Source organism: Streptomyces sp. NTD107, from assembly GCF_059510435.1.
Genome location: NZ_JCAJZV010000005.1, coordinates 413,284 through 432,233, shown reverse-complemented (window position 1 = coordinate 432,233; position 18,950 = coordinate 413,284). Strand labels below are relative to the sequence as shown.

The 18,950-nt window shown below is 74.2% G+C and carries 14 protein-coding genes; 1 reads left to right on the top strand and 13 read right to left on the bottom strand.

Going from position 1 to position 18,950, the window contains the following annotated elements:
- Positions 1 to 108: 108 nt before the first annotated feature.
- The 3 genes from AC5WRL_RS14045 to AC5WRL_RS14035 all read right to left on the bottom strand — a co-directional run bounded on the left by AC5WRL_RS14045 (position 109) and on the right by AC5WRL_RS14035 (position 6,264).
- Positions 109 to 1,398: a helix-turn-helix domain-containing protein gene (locus tag AC5WRL_RS14045; protein WP_496088811.1), complete on the bottom strand. Its 1,290-nt coding sequence runs from the start codon at positions 1,396 to 1,398 to the stop codon at positions 109 to 111.
- A gap of 59 nt (positions 1,399 to 1,457) precedes the next feature.
- Complete coding sequence (locus AC5WRL_RS14040; protein WP_496088810.1) at positions 1,458 to 2,774, bottom strand: NAD(P)/FAD-dependent oxidoreductase; 1,317 nt, start codon at positions 2,772 to 2,774, stop codon at positions 1,458 to 1,460.
- Between the two features lie 331 nt (positions 2,775 to 3,105).
- Complete coding sequence (locus tag AC5WRL_RS14035) at positions 3,106 to 6,264, bottom strand: AfsR/SARP family transcriptional regulator (RefSeq protein ID WP_496088809.1); 3,159 nt, start codon at positions 6,262 to 6,264, stop codon at positions 3,106 to 3,108.
- Between the two features lie 439 nt (positions 6,265 to 6,703).
- On the opposite strand from AC5WRL_RS14035, the gene AC5WRL_RS14030 reads away from it, so the two are divergent.
- Positions 6,704 to 8,710: an early set domain-containing protein gene (locus AC5WRL_RS14030; protein ID WP_496088808.1), complete on the top strand. Its 2,007-nt coding sequence runs from the start codon at positions 6,704 to 6,706 to the stop codon at positions 8,708 to 8,710.
- Positions 8,711 to 8,853: 143 nt separating this feature from the next.
- On the opposite strand, the gene hypE is transcribed toward AC5WRL_RS14030, so the two are convergent.
- From hypE to AC5WRL_RS13980, 10 genes are read right to left on the bottom strand one after another with little or no spacing between them, the layout of a single operon-like run.
- Positions 8,854 to 9,924, bottom strand: a complete 1,071-nt coding sequence (gene hypE, locus AC5WRL_RS14025; protein WP_496088827.1) for a hydrogenase expression/formation protein HypE — start codon at positions 9,922 to 9,924, stop codon at positions 8,854 to 8,856.
- 5 nt (positions 9,925 to 9,929) lie between these two features.
- Positions 9,930 to 11,039, bottom strand: coding sequence for a hydrogenase formation protein HypD (gene hypD / locus AC5WRL_RS14020; RefSeq protein ID WP_496088807.1), 1,110 nt, complete (start codon positions 11,037 to 11,039; stop codon positions 9,930 to 9,932).
- Positions 11,040 to 11,067: 28 nt separating this feature from the next.
- Positions 11,068 to 12,438, bottom strand: a complete 1,371-nt coding sequence (locus AC5WRL_RS14015) for a Ni/Fe hydrogenase subunit alpha (RefSeq protein WP_496088806.1) — start codon at positions 12,436 to 12,438, stop codon at positions 11,068 to 11,070.
- Positions 12,435 to 13,244: an NADH-quinone oxidoreductase subunit B family protein gene (locus AC5WRL_RS14010; protein WP_496088805.1), complete on the bottom strand. Its 810-nt coding sequence runs from the start codon at positions 13,242 to 13,244 to the stop codon at positions 12,435 to 12,437. Before AC5WRL_RS14010 ends, AC5WRL_RS14015 begins: the two co-directional genes overlap by 4 nt.
- Positions 13,244 to 14,059: an FAD/NAD(P)-binding protein gene (locus AC5WRL_RS14005; RefSeq protein WP_496088804.1), complete on the bottom strand. Its 816-nt coding sequence runs from the start codon at positions 14,057 to 14,059 to the stop codon at positions 13,244 to 13,246. Before AC5WRL_RS14005 ends, AC5WRL_RS14010 begins: the two co-directional genes overlap by 1 nt.
- Complete coding sequence (locus tag AC5WRL_RS14000) at positions 14,056 to 14,511, bottom strand: Crp/Fnr family transcriptional regulator (RefSeq protein WP_496088803.1); 456 nt, start codon at positions 14,509 to 14,511, stop codon at positions 14,056 to 14,058. Before AC5WRL_RS14000 ends, AC5WRL_RS14005 begins: the two co-directional genes overlap by 4 nt.
- Positions 14,508 to 15,677: a 4Fe-4S dicluster domain-containing protein gene (locus AC5WRL_RS13995; RefSeq protein WP_496088802.1), complete on the bottom strand. Its 1,170-nt coding sequence runs from the start codon at positions 15,675 to 15,677 to the stop codon at positions 14,508 to 14,510. The genes AC5WRL_RS14000 and AC5WRL_RS13995 overlap by 4 nt, the downstream gene beginning before the upstream one ends.
- Complete coding sequence (locus AC5WRL_RS13990) at positions 15,674 to 15,958, bottom strand: HypC/HybG/HupF family hydrogenase formation chaperone (RefSeq protein WP_496088801.1); 285 nt, start codon at positions 15,956 to 15,958, stop codon at positions 15,674 to 15,676. The genes AC5WRL_RS13995 and AC5WRL_RS13990 overlap by 4 nt, the downstream gene beginning before the upstream one ends.
- Positions 15,931 to 18,303 (bottom strand): carbamoyltransferase HypF, encoded by a 2,373-nt coding sequence (hypF, locus tag AC5WRL_RS13985; protein WP_496088800.1) that lies wholly within the window; start codon positions 18,301 to 18,303, stop codon positions 15,931 to 15,933. Before hypF ends, AC5WRL_RS13990 begins: the two co-directional genes overlap by 28 nt.
- The gene (locus AC5WRL_RS13980; protein WP_496088799.1) at positions 18,296 to 18,823 is read right to left on the bottom strand and encodes a hydrogenase maturation protease; all 528 of its coding nucleotides are present in this window, start codon (positions 18,821 to 18,823) and stop codon (positions 18,296 to 18,298) included. The genes hypF and AC5WRL_RS13980 overlap by 8 nt, the downstream gene beginning before the upstream one ends.
- Positions 18,824 to 18,950 lie beyond the last annotated feature (127 nt).

Here is an 18,950-nt window from a genome sequence, read left to right as displayed (position 1 = left end):
GCATTCCTCCGGGACGAGAGCGATCGTCTGTTTCCGAACCCTAGAAGCGAAAATGTGCGGCTACCGGCAGAAATGGGGGCCACGGGCGGCAGAAGGAGCGGCAGACACTCACCCGACGGCGGCCGGGGGCCGCCGGTGCGGGCAGCGCCGGCGGACCGGCTCCAGCACCCGGAACCGGGTGCCGGCCGCCGTGGAGTCGAGGGTGACCAGGCCGAGTCCGAACAGCGCCCGCACGGTCCGGGCACCGGTGCTCAGCGGCACCCCGGCCGTGCCGGCCGCCTCGCTCACCGTCCACCAGCCGTCGGTCGCCGACAGGCGTTCCAGGAAGGCCCGCTCGTTCGGCCCGAGCGCCCGCAGGGTGGTGTCCAGGTCGAGGCCGCTGTCCGCCATCGCGTCGTCGATCAGGGCGGGGAGTTCCCGCAGCACGGTCGCCGCGTCGTGGACCAGGAAGTTCAGCGCCGCGCATTCGATGGCCCGGGGAATGCCGTCGAGTCCCCGGCACAGCGCGGCGATCGCGGTGGCGCCGGCCGGCCCGGGCCGGAAGTCCGGCCGGGTCCTGCGGATGTGACGCAGCAGCAGCCGTACGGCCGGGGAGCGGGCCGCCTCGTGGCCGTCGGCGGTGGGCGCGGCGAGCGGCCGTACCGCCACCATGACCTCGCCCGGCACTCCGACGGGCCGCCGGGCGGTGTAGAGGATCCGCAAGCCGGGGCGGGCGTGCAGCAGGTCGAGCAGGGCACCGGGCACGGCCGCCGCCAGGTCGTAGGCGTCCAGGACGACGAGCGCGGGCCGGTGGCCGATCCACCGGCCGAAACCGGCGGCGCCGGCGGGATCGGGGCAGGCCGGCCCGCCGGGGCCGGGCCGCGAGGGTGACGGCGACGGGGGTGACGGGGACGGGGTGGCGCGCTGCCGAAGCAGGGGGTCCGCGGACCACCACCACACGGTGCGCCGGCCCGCGGCGTGCTGTTCCCAGGCGGCCTCCTGGGCCAGGCGGGTCTTGCCGACGCCGGGCAGGCCGGTGAGGGCGATCAGCCGTTCCTCGCCGTCCGCGAGGAGTTCGCGCAGGATCGCGGTCTCCCGCTCCCGGCCCAGGAGCCCGTCCAGCCGCCTGGGCGGCGGCAGGAACTCCGCGGGGGGATCGGCCGCGGCCCCTCCCGGGGTGGCGGATCCGGCCCGGCCGGTGAGGCGTTCGCGTTCGAACTCGGTCAGCCGCAGGCCCTCGGCGATGAGCCGGAGGGTGTCGCGCTGCGGGCGCCGTACCCGGCCGGCCTCCAGGTCGCGGATGGCCCGGACGCTCACGGTGGACAGCTCCGCCAGCTGGAGCTGGGTCATTCCACGGGCCCGGCGCAGGGCTCTCAGTCGTCTTCCGAAGTCGGTGAAGGTGGGAGCGGGGGACTCCATCCGGCACTCTCCTGGCCTGCGGACCGGCTGTGGCGAAGCGCGGCGGGGCACGCGCGGTCTCATGGACGCGCCCGGTCGCGGGGGTGTGCGGGGGTGCTGCCGATGGCCGGGAGGCCGGCCCGGGTGAATCCGGCGGCGGCCACCAGTTGGGCGTAGCGCGGCTGCTCCTGCCAGGTGGTCTCCCCGGCGGCCCGGCCGGGCGGCGCCGGGTGCGCGGACGGCCGGGACGGCGCGGACGGCCCGGGCAGCGGGGACGGCCCGGGCGCCCGCCGCCGGGCGCCGGTCACCGCCGCCTCCCAGCGCCGGGTGCGGCACCGGGTCATCCGCAGCGCGGTCTCGAACCACGGCCGGACCCAGTTCTCGGCGTGCGCGGCCACTTCGACGGCGATGGCCCGGTGGTCGTCCGGGGTGCGTTCCACCAGCCGGGCCAGCCGCACCGCCTCCTCCAGAGCCATCGAGGCCCCCCACCCGAACGACGGGTCGGTGGTGCACAGCGCGTCCCCGATGGGGAAGTAGCCGGCCGGCGCGGTCGGATCCAGGCCGCGCAGTACGCTGCGCAGCCCGTGCGCGGTGTGCGGCGCGGTCAGTTCCTGGGAGACGCCGGGTGCCAGCCAGGGCCGGAACTGGGGGAACATCGCGACCGCCCGGTCGAAGCCCTCGGGGTCCGCCAGCGGGCGCAGCGCCTCGTCCTCGGGCAGCCGGCCCAGGCTGATCGCGAACCGTCCGCCGCCCTGGTAGAGCAGCTGCGCCTGGTAGCCGTCGCCGTCGATCATCGGGGTCATGCCGTGGTCGAGCGGGGGCCGCACCGCTCCGGCCCGCAGCCGGTACCCCCGGGTGTGGCAGACCAGGCCGCAGTCCCGCTCGTGCAGGAGCACGGTGAACTCCCCGCTCAGCGGCGAGCGCCGGCCCGAAGCGTCCACGACGGCCGCGGCCCGCACCGTGCCGTCCGGGACCAGGACCCCGCACACCCGGTCCTCGTGAACCGCCACCGCACGTGCCGGGAGGCCGTAGCGCAGCACCGCGTCCGGCTCACGCCGCAACGCCCGGTGCAGTGCCCACTCCACCAGGCGCCCCCGGGCCGCCAGCAGCGTGGGGCCGTCCGGGGGCGGGCCCGCGATGTCCTCCGCGCCGGCGTCGAGCAGTTCGGCGTGCACATCGGGCAGATACTCGGTGAGCCTGCGGTGGAAGAGCCCCAGGAACTTGGGCGCCGGGTGCCGTGGCGGTGCGCCGTGCCGCAGGGCATCGACGTCGGTGAGCGCTTCGGGCGGCGGCGCCCCACGGGCCAGCAGGGTCACCGGGATGCCCCTGCGTACCAGGGTCAGCGCGCTGGTCAGCCCGGCCAGGCCACCGCCGACGACGGCCAGGGGTGTGCTCATCCGCGCTCCTCGGGAAGCGGTGTGCGGCCGGGTGTCCGTGCCGCCGTCCCAGGCTGGGGAGGACGGCTCTTGGTCCGCTACCCGTCCGCCATGGGCCGGACGGTCGGGCACGGATAGCCCACCGGAGGCGGGTCAGTAGCGCCGGAGGCTGTACTGGGTGGCGTCAACCCGGCACCGGTGGAGAGGAATCACCATCATGCGAGCGACCCGTACGGCCACCATCGGTACCCCGCGCGGCGCTGAGCGGGACGACACCCGCTGGGGAGGCTGTGCCGCGCCGCCGCAGGCGGACAGCTCCCGCCGGGGCTGAGGTTCCACGGGGCCCGGCTCATCACGCGGGCGTGGGCGACGTACGGGAGGCGCGGGACGGATCCGGTGCGCCCTCGCCGCTTCGCCGGGCGGCGGCCAGCCGGTGTTCGATGTCGGCCCTGAGGGCGTGGCCCTCGGCGGAGTCCACCGGGGCCAGCAGCTTCCAGGCCGCGCGGAGAGCGCCGTGGGCGTCCGCCGGGGTGCCGTATCCGGCCGCGTGCACCTCGGCCACGGCGACCAGTGCGCGGCTCTGCCACAGCGCGGCCCCGACCCGGCCCAGGGTGCCCGCCGCGGCCGTGAGGTGGTCCAGGGCGGCGTACGGCCGGTCCAGGGCCTGCTCCGCGCGGCCCAGCGCCAGCAGCGTCTGACCCTGGATCAGCAGGTCTCCGGCGCGTTCGGCCGCGCGCAGGGCCTCGGCGAAGGAGTCCCTGGCGCGGTCCTGCCGGTGGTCGCGCTGCCAGACCTGGCCGACGCCGTACAGCGCGTGCGCCTCGCCGGCCGGATCGCCGGTGCCGCGTACGATGCGCAGCGCCTGCTGGAACGCCTGCCCCGCCAGCTCCGTCTCGTGGCAGCTCAGATGGAGTTCGCCCATCCGGTAGATGACCTGTGCCTCCACGCGCACGCAGCCGACCTCCTTGCAGATGCCCAGCGCCTCGGCCAGCAGCGCCCTGGCCGCCTCGGGCTGCCCTTCGTCCAGATGGGCGGTGGCGACGCCGCACAGCACGTGCGCCACGCCCACCTTGTCGCCCAGCAGCCGCAACTCCGCCAGGGCGGTGAGGTATTTGTCCATCATGGCGTCCCGATCGCCGCGCAGCCGGTCGACGAAGGCGAGGTTGCGCAGCACCAGGGTGCCGCCGTGCCGGTCACCCACCAGGCCGAAGAGGTCACGGGCCTGGACGAACAGGCTTTCGGCGGCGTCGAGTCGGGCCTGATACATGTGGAGCGTGCCGAGGGAGTACAGCATGACCGCCTCGCCCCGGCGGTTGCCGGCCCGGCGGGTCGCGGCGAGGCCGATCTCGGAGGTCTCCCGCCAGTCGTCGACGCAGCCCTTCGCCTCGTACAGGGTGACGGCCGTGTGGGCAAGGTCCCAGCACAGCTCGTCCAGTCCGAGCGCGGCGGCCTGGCGGACCGCGCCGGCCAGCGCGGTGCGCTCGCGCTCCCAGCGGTCCGGGAAGCCGTCGAGCAGCCGGGCCATGGCGTCGGACGGCAGCCGCCGGCGTTCCTCGGTGCCGTGCAGGATGGTGTAGTCGCCGCCGTACTCCCGGCGGTGGGTCTCCTCGGCCAGCGCCAGCCAGGTACGCAGCACCCGGCGCAGCGCCGCCTCGGCCTGGAGGGTGGTCTCGGTCTCCCGCAGCCGCTCCTTCGCGTACACCGTGATGAGGTCGTGGCACTGATAGCGGGCGTTGGGCTCGTGACGGTCGCTGACGACGTCGAGCAGCTGGACGTCGACGAGGGTGTCCAGCAGTTCCTCGGCGTCCGGCGGGTCGATGTCCAGCAGGGCGGCGGCGGTCCAGGCCGGGAACTCCCGGATGGCGAGCAGGGAGAGCAGGCGGAAGAGCCGGCGGGCGTCCTCGTCCAGCGCCCGGTAGGCGAGGGCGATGGTCGAGCGCAGTTCGAGCCCGCCGTGCTCGAACTCGTCCAGCCGGCCGGCCTCGTCCCGCAGCCGGCGCACCAGCCGGCCGATCCGCCAGTGCGGGCGGTTGACCAGTCTGGCCCCGGCGATCCGCAGCGCCAGCGGCAGGCCCGCGCAGAGCCTGGCCAGTTCGAAGGTCTCCTCCAGCTCGGCGTGCACCCGGTCCCGGCCGGCGATCCGGGAGAGCAGTTCGACGGAGAGATCCTGGTCGAAGACGGGCAGCGGGACGCGGCGGATCGAGCCGAGGGCCGACAGCCGGGACCGGCTGGTCATGATCACGGCGCAGCTGGCGCTGCCGGGGATGACGCTCTGCAAGGCGGGGTCGTCGGCCACGTCGTCGAGCACGATCAGCACCCGGCGGCCGGCCAGCCTGCTGCGGTAGAGAGCCATCCGTTCGACCGGGTCCTCGGGGATGGCGTGGCTCGCCACCCCGAGTGCGCGCAGGAAGCGGTCGGTGACCCCCACGCAGGTGCGGGCGTCCGAGACACCGTGCAGGTCGGCGTAGAGCTGGCCGTCGGGGAAGGCGGCGGCGAGTTCGTGGGCGGCCCGTACGGCGAGGGCGGACTTGCCGATGCCGCCGGTGCCGGTGATGCCGACGACGGCCACACTGTGCGGGGCGGTGGGCGGCGTGCCGCCGGGGGCGAGCCGGCGCCGGACGGCGGCGACCTGCTCCTCGCGTCCGGTGAAGTCGCCGATGTCCCGTGGCAGCTGCCGGGGCGGGCCCAGCGGTTCGGACCGGGGCGGCCGGCCGGGGGCCGGGGCGGTGGCAGGAACGGTGGCAGGGCGCGGTGGGGCGGGGTCCAGTGTGGCGTCGCCGCGCAGAATCGCCGTCTCCAGCTGCCGCAGCACCCGTCCCGGTTCGATGCCCAGCTCGGCCACGAGCGTGGCCCGGGCCCTGCGGTACACATCGAGGGCCTCCGCCTGACGGCCGGTGCGGTACAGGGCGAGCATCAGATAGCCGTACAGCCGTTCGCGCAGGGGTTCGCGCTCGATGAGTTCGAAGAGTTCACCGCTGATCTCCGCGTGCCGCCCCAGATCCAGGTTCAGCCGGTGCAACTCCTCCAGCGCGCCCAGCCGCAGCTCGTCCAGCCGGGCCGCGCTGCGCCGCACCGTGTCGCTGGCGACCCCCAGCAGCGCGGGCCCCCGCCACAGGGACAGCGCCGACCGTAACTCCCGTACGGCGCCCTCCGCGTCGTCCCGTCCGGCCCGCTCGCGCGCCGTCTCCACCCGCCGGGCGAACAGCTCGCTGTCCAGTTGCCCGGTGGCCGCGCGCAGGAGATAGCCCGCGTCCCGGGTGGTGATGACGTCGGCGGCCAGCGCGCCATGGGTGAACAGCCGGCGCAACGCGGATATACAGGAATGAATCTGCGCCCGCGCGGTGGACGGCGGATGCTCCCCCCACACCCCGTCGACGAGTTTGCCGAAGGGCGTCACCCGATTCGCGTTGAGCGCCAGCACCGCCAGCACCACCCGCTGACGCGGCCCGCCCAGATTGAGCAAGCGGCTGTGTTCCACCACTTCCAGCGGGCCGAGCAGCCTGATCTCCATACGCTTCCCCCTCCGGGGCCCGCGCTCGCCCCCCTGGGACCAGTAAGCGGCACGCCTGGACCGAACGGGCGGCACATCGCCGTGCGCCTGCACAAGGTCTCCGCTGGAAACGCATTCAAATCACACAATGCGGCCCTGTCAATAGGCCCATTTCGACCACTTTGCCAAGTCCATCGGCTGCCCGAAGCTCTCTTCGCTCCGTTCTCTTGACGCGCACATCCGGCCTCCCTACGGTTGCTGCACCGAATCAGCAGACAACTAGTCTTCCCTGCTTATGAGTTGCTGATACGAAACAGCAAGGGGGTTCGCCGTGCCCGTCGTACGCCAGGCGTTCCGGAGAATCCGGCGGGACCAGAGATCCGGACGCGCCCCGGCCCCTGCGGGAGCAGGATGCGGCCCCCTCGCACAGCCTTTGTCCACAGCGATCTGGAGTTGGCGAATGAAGGTACGAGTGCTCACCGCGGTGGGCGCGCTGGTCGTCGGGGCCCTCTTCGGGGCCGCCCCCGCGACCGCCGAGTCGGTCCCCCTCCGCGACGCGGCTCCGGGGGACCCCCTCGCCGCCCAGCCGGTGCTGCTGAACCAGAGCGGCTTCGGCCTCGGCGAGCCCAAACGATTCACCGCCCCGCTGGCCGAGGACGGCGCGGTCTTCACGGTCACCGACGCGTCCGGGGCGATCAGGTACCGGGGCACGGTCACCTCGGGCGTCGGCGACTTCACCGCGTTCGACCCCTCCGACACGGGGGACTTCACGGTCACCGTCGACGGCGATGCCGGAATCGGCACCTCGGTGCCCTTCGGCATCGGCGCGTACTGGATCGACCGGGTGTCCTACCGGCGCGCCATCGAGTTCATGTCGGGCAGCCGCTGCTACTTCGGCGACTACACACGCAGCGCGGAGGGACCGGCACCGGCCAGCGACGAATACGGCCACCGCCAGTGCATGAAGGCGGTGACCTGGCGCGACGGGGCGCACTACTCGCACGAGATCGACTCGCTGGTGAACCTGTATCTGGCCAACCCGAGCGCCTTCTCGCAGATCACCGTGGACGACGCCGTCTACGCCGGGCTCGCGGTGACGCTGCCGGAGGACACCCCGGAGATCGTGCGTCTGATCCACTGGGGCGTCGAGCTGCTGCTGGACGCCGACGTCAACGAGCCCCAGCTCAAGGAGCAGCTGGCGTCCTTCGTCCACGCCTATCCCCAGCTGTCCGCGTACATCCCGGTCGAGGTGTACGAGCGGGCCCGCGACCACCTCTTCGCCACCTGGGGCGACCCGGTGGGCGATCGGTATTACTGGCAGGCGTTCACGCCGCACACCGCGGACCTGTTCCAGACGTACACCGAGGTGGGCACCGGCAAGGGCGAGCTGGCGCCCGGCCACTCCGTGTGGCCGAACGTGATGATGTACGAGGTCGCGCTGCGCGAGGGGCGCGAGGACGCCGAGCGGTTCCTGACCGCCGCGCGGGACCAGGCGGCGTGGCTGATCGGCCATCTCGACCTGGACGATCCGCGGGTCACCAAGGGACAGCGGCAGAGCGAGCACGTCCTGATCACCGGGCTGACGCGGTTCGCCGAGGCATATCCGCGAGAGGCCCCCGACGCCATCGTGGACTTCGTCCGCGACTGGGCCCGTGTCATGATCCACCGCTCGGACAATCTGTGGGACTTCCGCCGCTACTCCGAGGACCGCTGGACCATCCCGGTCTTCACCGGCGGCGGTTCCGAGGACCCCAATGAGACCGGCAGCGTGGCCGGCTTCGCCGCGCCCGCGCTCGCCGCGGCCAGGCTGCTGGGCGAGGACCCGCTCGCCGACCGGCTGCGCGAGATCGCCACGGCGCACGTCGACAACATCTTCGGCCGCAACCCGACGGGGCGCCACGCCTCGTACGACGCGCCGAGCGAGCGGTTCGGGTTCGAGGGGGTGGAGCGCGGCTGGTTCTCCAAGTACTACGGCGGCGCGGGCCTGTTGGAGGAGACGCCCGGTGTGCTCGACGGCAGTCCCAAGAACGGCCACTACCCGTTCAACCCCGAGGTGCAGAACATCGGCCACACCGAGGGCTGGGTCGCGTTCAACACCGCCTGGAACGAGTCGCTCGCCTGGCGCGCCCTGGACAGCACGAGCCTGACGGCACGTACCCGTGGCGGCGCCCCGGCGCGTGCGGTACCGCTCGATGCGAAGGTGACGGTCGAGCTGACCGCGCCGCTGAACCTGACCCCCGACGCCCTCGATCAGGGCACCGTCCAGGTGCGGGTGAACGACCGCGCCGCCGACCCCCTCACCGTCACCCAGACCGGGCCGAACGCGACGGTGTTCCGGGGAACCCTCGACCTGGCGACACGTGACGCGCGTCATGGCGACCGGATCACCATCTCGTACGGCTACGGCCCGTTCGAGGTCAGCCGCTCCTTCACCGCCACCTGGGCGAGGCCCGGCGCCCACGGCTGAACACGCCGGCCCCCGTCGCGTCCGAGGCCCTTCCCGTCCTGCCCCGGCGCCCGCCCGCGCCCCGCTGGATCTCCTCCAGCGGGGCGCGGTGCCGCGAAAGGTACGGGGTTGCCCGCCCGGCCGGGTGCTGCCCGGCGGCGGGGTCAGCAGATGCGGGGCAGTTGTTCCCCCAGGGGAAGATCGACGACCCGCAGGGCTCCGACCAGCGTCCGCAGCACGACGCGCCCGGCCGGGCCCTCGGTGGCGCGGCCCAGCCGCACCGCCTCCGCGCCCTCGGGCAGCGCGCGCATCAACCGCAGCGCTTCATCGGCCGCCTCGGGGGCCACGAACGCGACCAGGCAGCCCTCGTTGGCCACCTGGAGGGGGTCAAGGCCCAGCAGATCGCAGGCGGCACCGACCTGTCCGGGCACCGGGACGGCGGCCTCGTCGATCTCGACGTGGACCCCGGAGTCGCGGGCGATCTCGTTGAGGGCGGCGGCGAGTCCGCCGCGGGTGGGATCGCGCAGCGCGTGAACGGTGCCGCCCAGCGGAGCCAGCGCCGCCACCAGGCGGTGCAGCGGCCGGCTGTCGGAGGCGATGTCCGTGACGAATCCGAGGCCCTCCCGGGTGCTGAGCACGGCCGTGCCGTGGGCCCCGATCGGTCCGCTGAGCAGGACCACGTCGCCGGTACGGGCGCCGGCGGCCGAGGGCGTCAGGCCGGGAATCCGCCGCCCGACGCCGGTGGTGGTGAGGAACAGGCGGTCGGCCTGGCCGCGCCCGACGACCTTGGTGTCACCGGCGACCACGGGCACCCCGGCGGCTCGCGCCGCCCCGCCCAGTGAGCCCAGCACCGCCGCGAGTTCGGTGAGCGGCATGCCCTCCTCCACGATCAGCGCCACGGTGAGGGCGAGCGGTTCGGCGCCGCGCATGGCCAGATCGTTCACCGTGCCGTGCACGGCGAGGGCACCGATGTCGCCGCCCGGGAAGAACAGCGGGCTGACGACGAAACCGTCGGTGGTCATCACCAGGGTGTCGAGGGACGGGAGCAGCGCCGCGTCCTCCAGCGGCCCGCCGCCGGCGCCGCCGCCGTGCCCGAGCGCGGGAAGGATGACGGTGTCGAGCAGTTCGGCGGAGAGCCGGCCCCCGGCACCGTGGCCGAGCAGGACCCGTTCGCCGTCCCCGGCCCGGGGCAGCGGGCAGCCCGGGGCGCGGTCGACCGTCCGGTCGTGGGTCATCTCGCTCACGCCGGGCTCCCGGTGGACGCCGGGGTGCGGCCGGCCCCGTGGAAAGCGGCGCAGGTGCCCTCGGTGGAGACCATGGGCGCGCCCAGCGGGGTGCGCGGGGTGCAGCGGACGCCGTAAGCGGCGCAGTCGGTCGGCAGCTTGGCGCCGGTGAGGATGGCGCCCGCGATGCACTCGGGGTGCTCGGCCGGCCGGAGCGCGCCGACATCGTGGCGCACGGCCGCGTCGAAGGCGGCGTACTCCTCGGCGAGCCGCAGTCCGCCGGCGGGCAGCGGGCCAAGGCCCCGCCACACCTGGTCGGTGACCCGGAAGACCCGCCGCACGGCGTCCCGCGCACGGCGGTTGCCGTCGCGGCGGACGGCGCGTACGTACTGGTTCTCCACCTCGGCGCGTCCCTCCTCCAACTGGCGCACCGCCATCAGGATGCCCTCCAGCAGGTCCAGCGGCTCGAATCCGGTGACGACGACCGGTACCCGGTACCGCCGGGCGATCGGTTCGTAGGCGGTCCACCCCATCACGGCGCAGACGTGTCCTGCGGCGAGAAACGCCTGCACCTCGCAGTCGGGGTCCTCCAGCAGCATGGTCATGGCCGGTGGCACCAGGACGTGGCTGACGAGCACGCTGAAGTTGCGCAGCCCCAGTTCCGCCGCGCGCAGCACGGCCATCGCGTTGGCGGGGGCGGTGGTCTCGAATCCCACCGCGAGGAAGACGACCTCGTGCCCCGGCTCGCGGCGGGCGATCTCCACCGCGTCCATCGGGGAGTAGACCACGCGTACGTCCGCGCCGCGCGCCCGCGCCGACAGCAGGTCGGTGGTGGAGCCCGGCACGCGCAGCATGTCGCCGAAGCTGGTGAAGACCACCCCGGGCCGGGCGGCGATCGCCATGGCCCGGTCCAGCGTCTCCAGCGGCGTCACACACACCGGGCAGCCGGGGCCGTGCACCATGCGGATACCGGCCGGCAGCAGCTCATCGATGCCCTGGCGGACCAGGGTATGGGTCTGGCCGCCGCACACCTCCATGATCCGCCAGGGCCGGGTGGCGACGGCGGCCGTCTGTGCCAGCAGCCGCCGGGCGAGCACGGGATCCCGGTACTCATCGAGATGGCGCACGGTGTGAGTCCTCCAGACAGGCGGTCGCTCAGGAGCGTTCTACGGTGAGGTCGAGGAAGTGGGTGGAACAGGAGATGCACGGGTCGTGGTTGCGGATGGCCCGCTCGCACAGCCGGCGCAGCTGGTCGTCGTCCGGCTCGGGCCCCGCCGCCAGGCGGGCCTGGACGACCTGCCGCAGATGGTCCTCGATGGCGTCCTGGTTCTGGGCGGTCGGCGGGATCAGGGCGGCGTCCTCGACGGTGCCGTCCGCGGCGAGGCGGTAGCGGTGGTAGAGCAGGCCGCGCGGGGCCTCGGTGGCGCCGTGGCCGGTGCCGGCGCGGGGCTCCACCTCGACCACCGGGGCCGGCGGCGGCTCGTAGGCGTCGATGAGGCGCAGCGCCTCGTCGAGCGCGTACACCACCTCGACGGCGCGGACCAGAATGCTGCGGAACGGGTTGCGGCACACCACCCCGGTCGCGGGGTCACCGAGCCCGGCGGCCAGGGCGGCCTGGCGGGCGAGCGGGGAGAGCCGGCGACCGCTCACGGCATAGCGGGCGAGCGGCCCGGTGAGATGGCGTCCGCCGTCGAGGGAGGAGTAGAGGGCGGTGGAGTCCGGGAGCTGACGCTCCACCACATGACGCTCGAAGTCGGCGACGGGAAAGGTGCGGGTGGGCAGCGCGACGGTGGTGTCCGGCGGGAGTCCGGCGGAGCTGGGGGCGGCCATCGCGGTGGGGACACCGGTCTCGATGGCGTACGTGCCCGGCTCGGCGATGGCCAGCAGCTCCCAGTCCGCGCCGGCGTCGGGGAAGTCGAAGCCCGCCACCCATTCCACGGTGGTGAGCGCGTCCTCCCTGGCCCGGCGCAGCCGCTCGGCCAGCGGCCTCAGTTCGGCTGTGGCGGGGACCCGGTGGAAGCCGCCGAGGCGGACGTTGACGGGGTGGATGGCCCGGCCGCCGAGCAGTTCGACGATGGCGTTGCCGGCCTGCTTGATCCGCAGCCCGCGCTCGACGTGCTGCCGGTGGTCCTTCGCCATCGGGATCGCCCCGTCGTACCCGAGGAAGTCGGGGGCATGCAGCAGATGGACGTGGAGGGTCTGGCTCTCGATCCACTCACCGCAGTAGAGCAGTCGGCGCAGCGCGGCCAGCTGCCCGGTGACGGTGACACCGCAGGCCGCCTCGATGGCCCGGCAGGAGCTCATCTGGTAGGCGACCGGGCAGATGCCGCACACCCGCGCGGTGATGTCCGGTGGTTCGGTGTGGGCCCGGCCGCGCAGGAACGCCTCGAAGAACCGCGGCGGCTCGTAGATCCGCAGCCGGGCCTGGGTCACCTCACCACCGATGACCCGCAGCCGCAGTTCGCCCTCGCCCTCGACCCGGGAGAGTCCGCCGACGTGGACCACGCGTGATCCCCGGTGCGTCATGTGTCCTCCTCCGGTGGGTCGGTGGCCTGCGCAAGGGGCGTGGACGCCTGCGCGAACTCGGGGGACGCCGCGTTGAAGGTACGCAGCACGCGCACCACGTCGGCGTCCGACATGCCGTCCCGGCGCAGCAGCGGGATGAACGCGGGCAGGTTGGCCGATCCGGAGGGGCCGAAGCAGCCGTAGCAGCCGCGCCCGTAGGCGGGGCACAGCGCGCCGCAGCCGGCGTGGGTGACCGGGCCCAGGCAGGGGGTGCCGTCGGCGACCGGGAGGCAGACCACGCCGCGCCGTTTGCAGGCGAAGCAGACACTGTGGTCGGGGATGTCGGGCCGTCTGCCGCTGAGAAAGGCGGTGATGATCTCGATGAGCTGGCCGCGGTCGATGGGGCAGCCCCGCAGTTCGAAGTCCACCGGCACATGGCGGGAGATGGCGGTGGACTCGGCGAGCGTGTCGATGTACTCGGGCCGCGCGTACACGGCGGCCCGGAAGTCGGCGACATCGGCGAAGTTGCGCAGCGCCTGGACGCCGCCGGCGGTGGCGCAGGCGCCGATGGTGACCAGGTGCCGCGAGACGTTCCGTACGTGCCGGATCCGCTCGGCGTCCGCCGGGGTGGTGACCGATCCCTCGACCAGCGACAGGTCGAAGGGTCCGGTGCCCGCGGCGGTGGACGCCTCCAGGAAATAGGCGATCTCCACCCGCGCGGCGATCGCCAGCAGTTCGTCCTCGCAGTCGAGCAGGGTGAGCTGGCAGCCGTCGCAGGAGGCGAACTTCCACACGGCGAGGGTCGGCCGGCGGTCTTCGGCGGCCATCACAGCTCCCGCACCGCGAGCAGCGGCCCGGCCTCGTGCCAGCCGACGACCGGACCGTCCCGGCACAGCAGCAGGGGCCCGAGCTGGCAGTGCCCGCAGTGGACGGTGCCGCAGCGCATGTTCCGTTCCAGCGACACCTGGATCCGGGGTGCCGGGACGCCACGGTGGGTCAGTTCCCGGGCGGTGGCGCGCATCATGACCTCGGGGCCGCACAGGAACACCGTGGTGTGCCCGGGCCGGAAGGACACCCGGTCGAGCAAGGTGGTGACCACCCCCACCTCGCCGGTCCATCCGGGTCCTGGCCGGTCCACGGTGACGGCCACCCGGGCGGTCCTGGCCCAGGTCCGGTGCTGGGCGGTGTAGAGGAGGTCATCGGGTGTGCGCGCGCCGGCCAGCAGGCTGATCTCGCCGTACGCGTCCGCCTGAGCGAGGGCGCTCAGCAGCAGGGGGCGCAGCGGGGCCAGGCCCAGGCCGCCCGCGATGACCAGCAGGTCGTGTCCGGGCGCTCCCGACAGGTCCCATCCGGTGCCGAACGGGCCGCGTACGCCGACCTGCCCGCCGATCCGCGTCTCGAACAGCGCCCGGGTCACCGCGCCCACGGCCCGCACGGTGTGTGTCAGGCGGCTGTTCGAGGGTGTGGTGCCGCCGCTGACCGACAGCGGGACCTCACCGCGGGGGAACCCGTACACCATCGCGAACTGTCCCGGCGAGAACGCGGGCAGCGGTTCGGCGACCGGCTCCAGGGTGAGGGTGGCCGTGTCCGGCGTCTCCTCCTGGCGCGCGGTCACCTCGTACGGGACGGGGAGCACACTCATCGCCCACCTCCGGGCGGGGGTCCGTAGAGGTCGAGCAGCCGGACGCGGGTGGCTTTCAGCCTCCCGCCGACCACGGCCGCGACGGCGCGCGCCAGGTCGTAGCCGAAGCCGGGGTCCGCCTCGCAGTGCGAACGGACCGTGGCGGCCTGGAACTGATGGGCGCTCACCGGGGAGAGCGCCCTGGCGCCCAGGTGCCACCGGTAGGGCGGGAACAGCCAGGACCAGCCGAGCAGATCGCCCGGCCCGAGCGTTTCGATGACCGGCGCGGGCCGGCCCGACACGTGGATGTCGAGTGCGACGGACCCGCTGCCCAGGATCCAGAAGTCGGCGGCGTCCTGCCCCTCGTCGAAGATCCGGCGGTCCGGGGGGAAGGACACGGTCCGGGACAGGGCGAGCAGCCGGCCGCGGTGCGCCGGGGTCAGCCCGGCCAGGAAACCTGTCGGCTCCGTCACGGCAGGTCCTCCCGCGCGGCGTGCTCCTGATGGCCGGTGCCCTGGGACTCCGCGTGCAGGGCGTGCGCCTCCTCGGTGATGTCGATGCCGACCGGGCACCACACCAGGCACCGGCCGCAGCCCACGCAGCCCGAACTGCCGAACTGGTCGTACCAGGTGCCCAGCTTGTGGGTGAGCCACTGGCGATAGCGGCTGTGTCCCGACTGCCGCACCGCACCGCCGTGCAGCCGGCTGAAGTCCAGGTCGTAGCAGACGTCCCAGCGGCGCCAGCGCTCGGCGTGGTCGCCGGTCAGGTCGGTGACGTCCTCGGTGGTCGTGCAGTAGCAGGTGGGGCACACCATCGTGCAGTTGCCGCAGGTCAGGCAGCGGGACGCGACGTCGTTCCAGCGCTCGGCGGCGTGTGAGTCGCGTAGCAGCAGCCGCAGGTCCACCTCGGGCATGGTGCGTCCCATCCGCCCGGCGGCCCGCTCCACGCCGGCTTCCGCCGCCTCCACGGTGGCCGTGTCGGCGGGCGAACGCGGAAGTTCGGCCAGCACCTCGGTGCCCGCCTCGCTGCCGGCGCGTGCCCAGAAGCGGTGTCCGCGTGCGTCGTGCACCTCCGTCAGGGCCAGGTCGTAGGAGCCGTGCACCGCGGGGCCGGTGCCCATGGAGACGCAGAAGCAGGTGGCGCCCGGCTCCACGCACTCCACCACCACCAGGAAGGCGCCCTCGCGCCGTCGCCGGTAGGTCGCGTCGTCGTGCCGGCCGCCGATGAGCACCCGGTCCTGGACGGCGATGGCCCGCAGGTCGCACGGGCGCACCCCGAGAAAGGCGTAGGCGGGCGGGGTGTCGGGCTCCTCGGTGACGGTGAGGGTGCCGTCCGGCGCACGGTCGGCGCTCCACTGCCGCACCCGCTCCGGATGGAGGTAGGTCTTCCACGACTGTGGTCCGGCGCTGTGCGCGAAGGCCATGGAGTCGTTCCTGCGACGCAGCCGGTAGCGGCCGGCGTCCAGCTCGACGCCCCAGCCGTAGGGCAGTTCGGCCGCGGAGGAGAGTTCGGCGAGCACGATGGCGTTGTCCCTGACGGTGGGGCCCACCACGGTGCGCCCGCGCCGTACCAGGGAGTGGACCAGGGCGTCGAGGCCCCGGACGTCGAGCACCGCGCCGGCGCCGGTCTCCCCGCTCACGGGTGAACCTCCTCGGGTCCGGTGGGCGGCAGGGGTTCTCCCAGCTCGCCCGCCACCGCGTCACCCATCGCGCGCAGTACGTCGAGGGTGCGCCGGGCCTCGGCCTCGTCCACCTGGCTGATGGCGAACCCCACGTGGACGATGACGTAGTCGCCGGGGTGGGCCGACGGGGTGTAGGCGAGGCAGGCGTCGCGCCGTACCCCGCCGAAGTCCACCGTCGCCATCCGCAGTCCGGTCTCCTCGGACACGTCGATCACCCGGCCCGGAATGCCAAGGCACATGTCGATCCCTTCTCGTCGGCCGCCGCCAACCGGGCGGCGGCCACCGCGGCCTGCCCGTAACTGATGCCGCCGTCGTTCACCGGTACGGCGCTGCCGACCAGCACCCGCAGCCCGAGCGCGCGCAGCCGGTCGGTGACCTCGGTGAGCAGCCGGGTGTTCTGGAAGCAGCCGCCGCCCAGGCAGACCACGGGCGGCGCCCCGTCCGCGACGGCCCGCTCGACCAGGCCGGCGGTGGCGAGGGCGACCGCCGAGTGGAAGCCGGCGGCCAGGACCTGGGCCCGGTCCCCGGCCGCGGCGCGCTCCAGCAGCGCGGCGAGGGTCGGTGACGGGTCGTAGACCCACAGTCCGTCGGCGGCGCGGGCGAGCCGCCAGGGCAGCGGCGCGGTCCGCAGTTCACCGGCCGCGCTTTCCAGCGCCGTCGCCGCCTGCCCCTCGTAGCTGACGACGTCACGCAGCCCGAGGATGGCGGCTGCCGCGTCGAACAGCCGCCCGGCGCTTGAGGCGCGCGGGCAGTTCACCCCACGCTCGATCAAGGCCCGCACCGCCTGTGCCTCGCGCGGCGTGCGCCGGGCGGCGAAGGCCGCCACCAGGGCCGGATCGGGGGCCGGGCCGCCCAGGCGTTCGGCGCCCAGGAGATAGCCGAGGGCCATCCGGAAGGGGGCGCGCACCGCGGCCTCGCCGCCGGGCAGCGGCGCGGTGCCGAACCGCCCCACCCGGCGATAGCCCGTCAGGTCCGCGACCAGGATCTCGCCGCCCCACAGCGTGCCGTCGTCACCCAGGCCGAGCCCGTCCAGAGCCACTCCGGTGAAGGGCTCGACCAGGCCGTGCTCCGCCGCGCAGGCGGCGACATGGGCGTGGTGGTGCTGTACGGCGATGTGCCGTCGGGCCGGCCGGGAGCGGGCCCATCCGGTGGTGGTGTATCCGGGGTGGAGGTCGTGCGCCACCGCCTCGGGGACGATCCCGGTGAGGCGGGACAGTTCCGCGAGCGAGGTTTCGAAGGCGTCCACGGTGCGCGCGTCGTCCAGGTCCCCCGTGTGCGGGCCCAGGACAGCCAGGTCGCCGGAGGCCAGCGTGAAGGTGTGCTTGAGCTGGGCCCCGGCGGCGACCAGCGGGCGCGGTGCCGGGACCGGCAGGCGCAGGGTGGCCGGCGCGTATCCGCGGGCCCGGCGGACGGTGAGCGGCCGGCCCGCCGCCACGGTGACCACGGAGTCGTCGGCGCGTGTGTGGATCATCCGGTCGTGGGCGAGGATTCCGTCCGCCGCTTCGCCGGGGAAGGCCCGCGCCGCCACGTCGTCGATGATGATGGGCGCCCCGGCCGGGTTGCCACTGGTGCACACGAGGGGGCGGCCGGTGTCCCGGGCGAGCAGGTGGTGCAGTGGGCTCGCCGGCAGCATGATCCCGATCCGTGCGGTGTGCGGATGCACCCCGGGGTCCAGGCCCGCGCCCGCCCCGCGGGCCGGGAGCAGGACGATCGGCCGGGCGGGCGAGGCGAGCACGGCGGCCTCCGCCGGGCTCACCCGGGCCAGCCGTGCGGCCGTCGCGAGATCCGGCACCAGCACGGCGAACGGCTTGTCGGGGCGCCGTTTGGCACGGCGCAGCGCGGCCACCGGGCCGGGCCGGGTCGCGTCGCACACCAGTTGGTAGCCACCCACTCCCTTGACCGCGATCACCCCGCCCTCGGTGAGGGTGTGCACGGCCGCCGCGAGCGCCGCCTCTCCCGAAGCCGTCGAGTCCCCGGCGCTCCAGGAGAGCCGGGGTCCGCACCGGGGGCAGGCCAACGGCTCGGCGTGGAAGCGGCGGTCGGCCGGATCGGCGTACTCCGCCGCGCACGGTGCGCACAGGGGGAAGGCGCGCATCGTGGTGTGCTCCCGGTCGTAGGGAAGATCGGTGATGACCGTGGCGCGCGGCCCGCAGGCGGTGCAGTTGACGAAGGGGTACCGGTGGCGTCGGTCGTCCGGGTCGGACAGCTCGCCCAGGCAGTCGGCGCAGGGCGCGGCGTCCACGGGGAGTTCGCGCACCGGGTGGCCCTCGGTGCGCCGCTCGCTGGCCAGTACCGCGAATCCGGGACCCAGTGGCGGCTCGCCGGGGTCGGGTTCGCCCACCGTCAGGTGTCCGACGGCGGCCAGTGGGGGTGCCTCGTCCCGGCACCTGGCGATCAGCTCGGCCAGCTGTTCCGGCCGGCCGGCCGCCGCCACGATCACCCGCCCGTCCACGTTGCGCACCCATCCCGCGAGCCCGAGCGAGGTGGCCAGCCGGTGCACGAAGGGCCGGAACCCCACTCCCTGCACGGTCCCCCACACTTCGATCCGGCAGGCCGCCGGGGCTCTCGCGCTCCGGCTATCCATCGCCGCCTCCCCGCTCGGCGACGACCGGGGCCCCCTGCGTACGGTGCCGGCGGATCTCCTCCTCGACGCGTTCCACCAGCGGCCCCACCGCCGCCGCCACCGGCCCGGAAAGGCCGGTGCCCAAGGAGGCGTCCCGGCCCTCCACGGCGAAGACGACAAGCCGCTCGGGCAGTGAGCCAAGAGTCCGGGAGAGCTCGACCGCCTCGCCGAGCCCCATGCCGTGCGAGCTGGTCGATTCGGTGGTCCGCAGTTCTCCCGCGGTGACCTCGATGCGGTGCACCCGCCCGGGGCGGCCCGGGTGGGCGTGGGCGGCGTCCACGACCACGCACAGGCCGGCGCCCTCCCAGATCCCGATCAGCCGCCCCGGGTCCCCGTCGCAGACGGTGAACTCGACCCCGGCCGGTGCACGGGTGCGGCCGGCCCGCTGGGTGAGCGCGGCGACCACGGCCCAGCCGACCCCGTCGTCACGCCGGAACTCATTGCCCACCCCCACGACCACCGTCCGGGCCCGCGTGTCCATGCTCCCCCGTCCGCCGGTGCCGGGTTCTTCCTGCCCCGGCCAGTGTTTCCGCCGGGAACCACGAGAGGTTCACGGCACGCCCCGGAAGACATCCGTTCGGGCCCATCACCGGGTTTACGCGCCCCCG

Coding starts and splice junctions, on each gene's coding strand:
- AC5WRL_RS13990 (WP_496088801.1), bottom strand. CDS start 15,958: ATGTGCCTTGGCATTCCGGGCCGGGTGATCGACGTGTCCGAGGAGACC.
- AC5WRL_RS14035 (WP_496088809.1), bottom strand. CDS start 6,264: ATGGAGATCAGGCTGCTCGGCCCGCTGGAAGTGGTGGAACACAGCCGC.
- hypE (WP_496088827.1), bottom strand. CDS start 9,924: ATGACCCACGACCGGACGGTCGACCGCGCCCCGGGCTGCCCGCTGCCC.
- AC5WRL_RS14015 (WP_496088806.1), bottom strand. CDS start 12,438: ATGACGCACCGGGGATCACGCGTGGTCCACGTCGGCGGACTCTCCCGG.
- AC5WRL_RS14040 (WP_496088810.1), bottom strand. CDS start 2,774: ATGAGCACACCCCTGGCCGTCGTCGGCGGTGGCCTGGCCGGGCTGACC.
- AC5WRL_RS14005 (WP_496088804.1), bottom strand. CDS start 14,059: ATGAGTGTGCTCCCCGTCCCGTACGAGGTGACCGCGCGCCAGGAGGAG.
- AC5WRL_RS13980 (WP_496088799.1), bottom strand. CDS start 18,823: ATGGACACGCGGGCCCGGACGGTGGTCGTGGGGGTGGGCAATGAGTTC.
- AC5WRL_RS14030 (WP_496088808.1), top strand. CDS start 6,704: ATGAAGGTACGAGTGCTCACCGCGGTGGGCGCGCTGGTCGTCGGGGCC.
- hypF (WP_496088800.1), bottom strand. CDS start 18,303: ATGGATAGCCGGAGCGCGAGAGCCCCGGCGGCCTGCCGGATCGAAGTG.
- AC5WRL_RS14045 (WP_496088811.1), bottom strand. CDS start 1,398: ATGGAGTCCCCCGCTCCCACCTTCACCGACTTCGGAAGACGACTGAGA.
- AC5WRL_RS14010 (WP_496088805.1), bottom strand. CDS start 13,244: ATGGCCGCCGAAGACCGCCGGCCGACCCTCGCCGTGTGGAAGTTCGCC.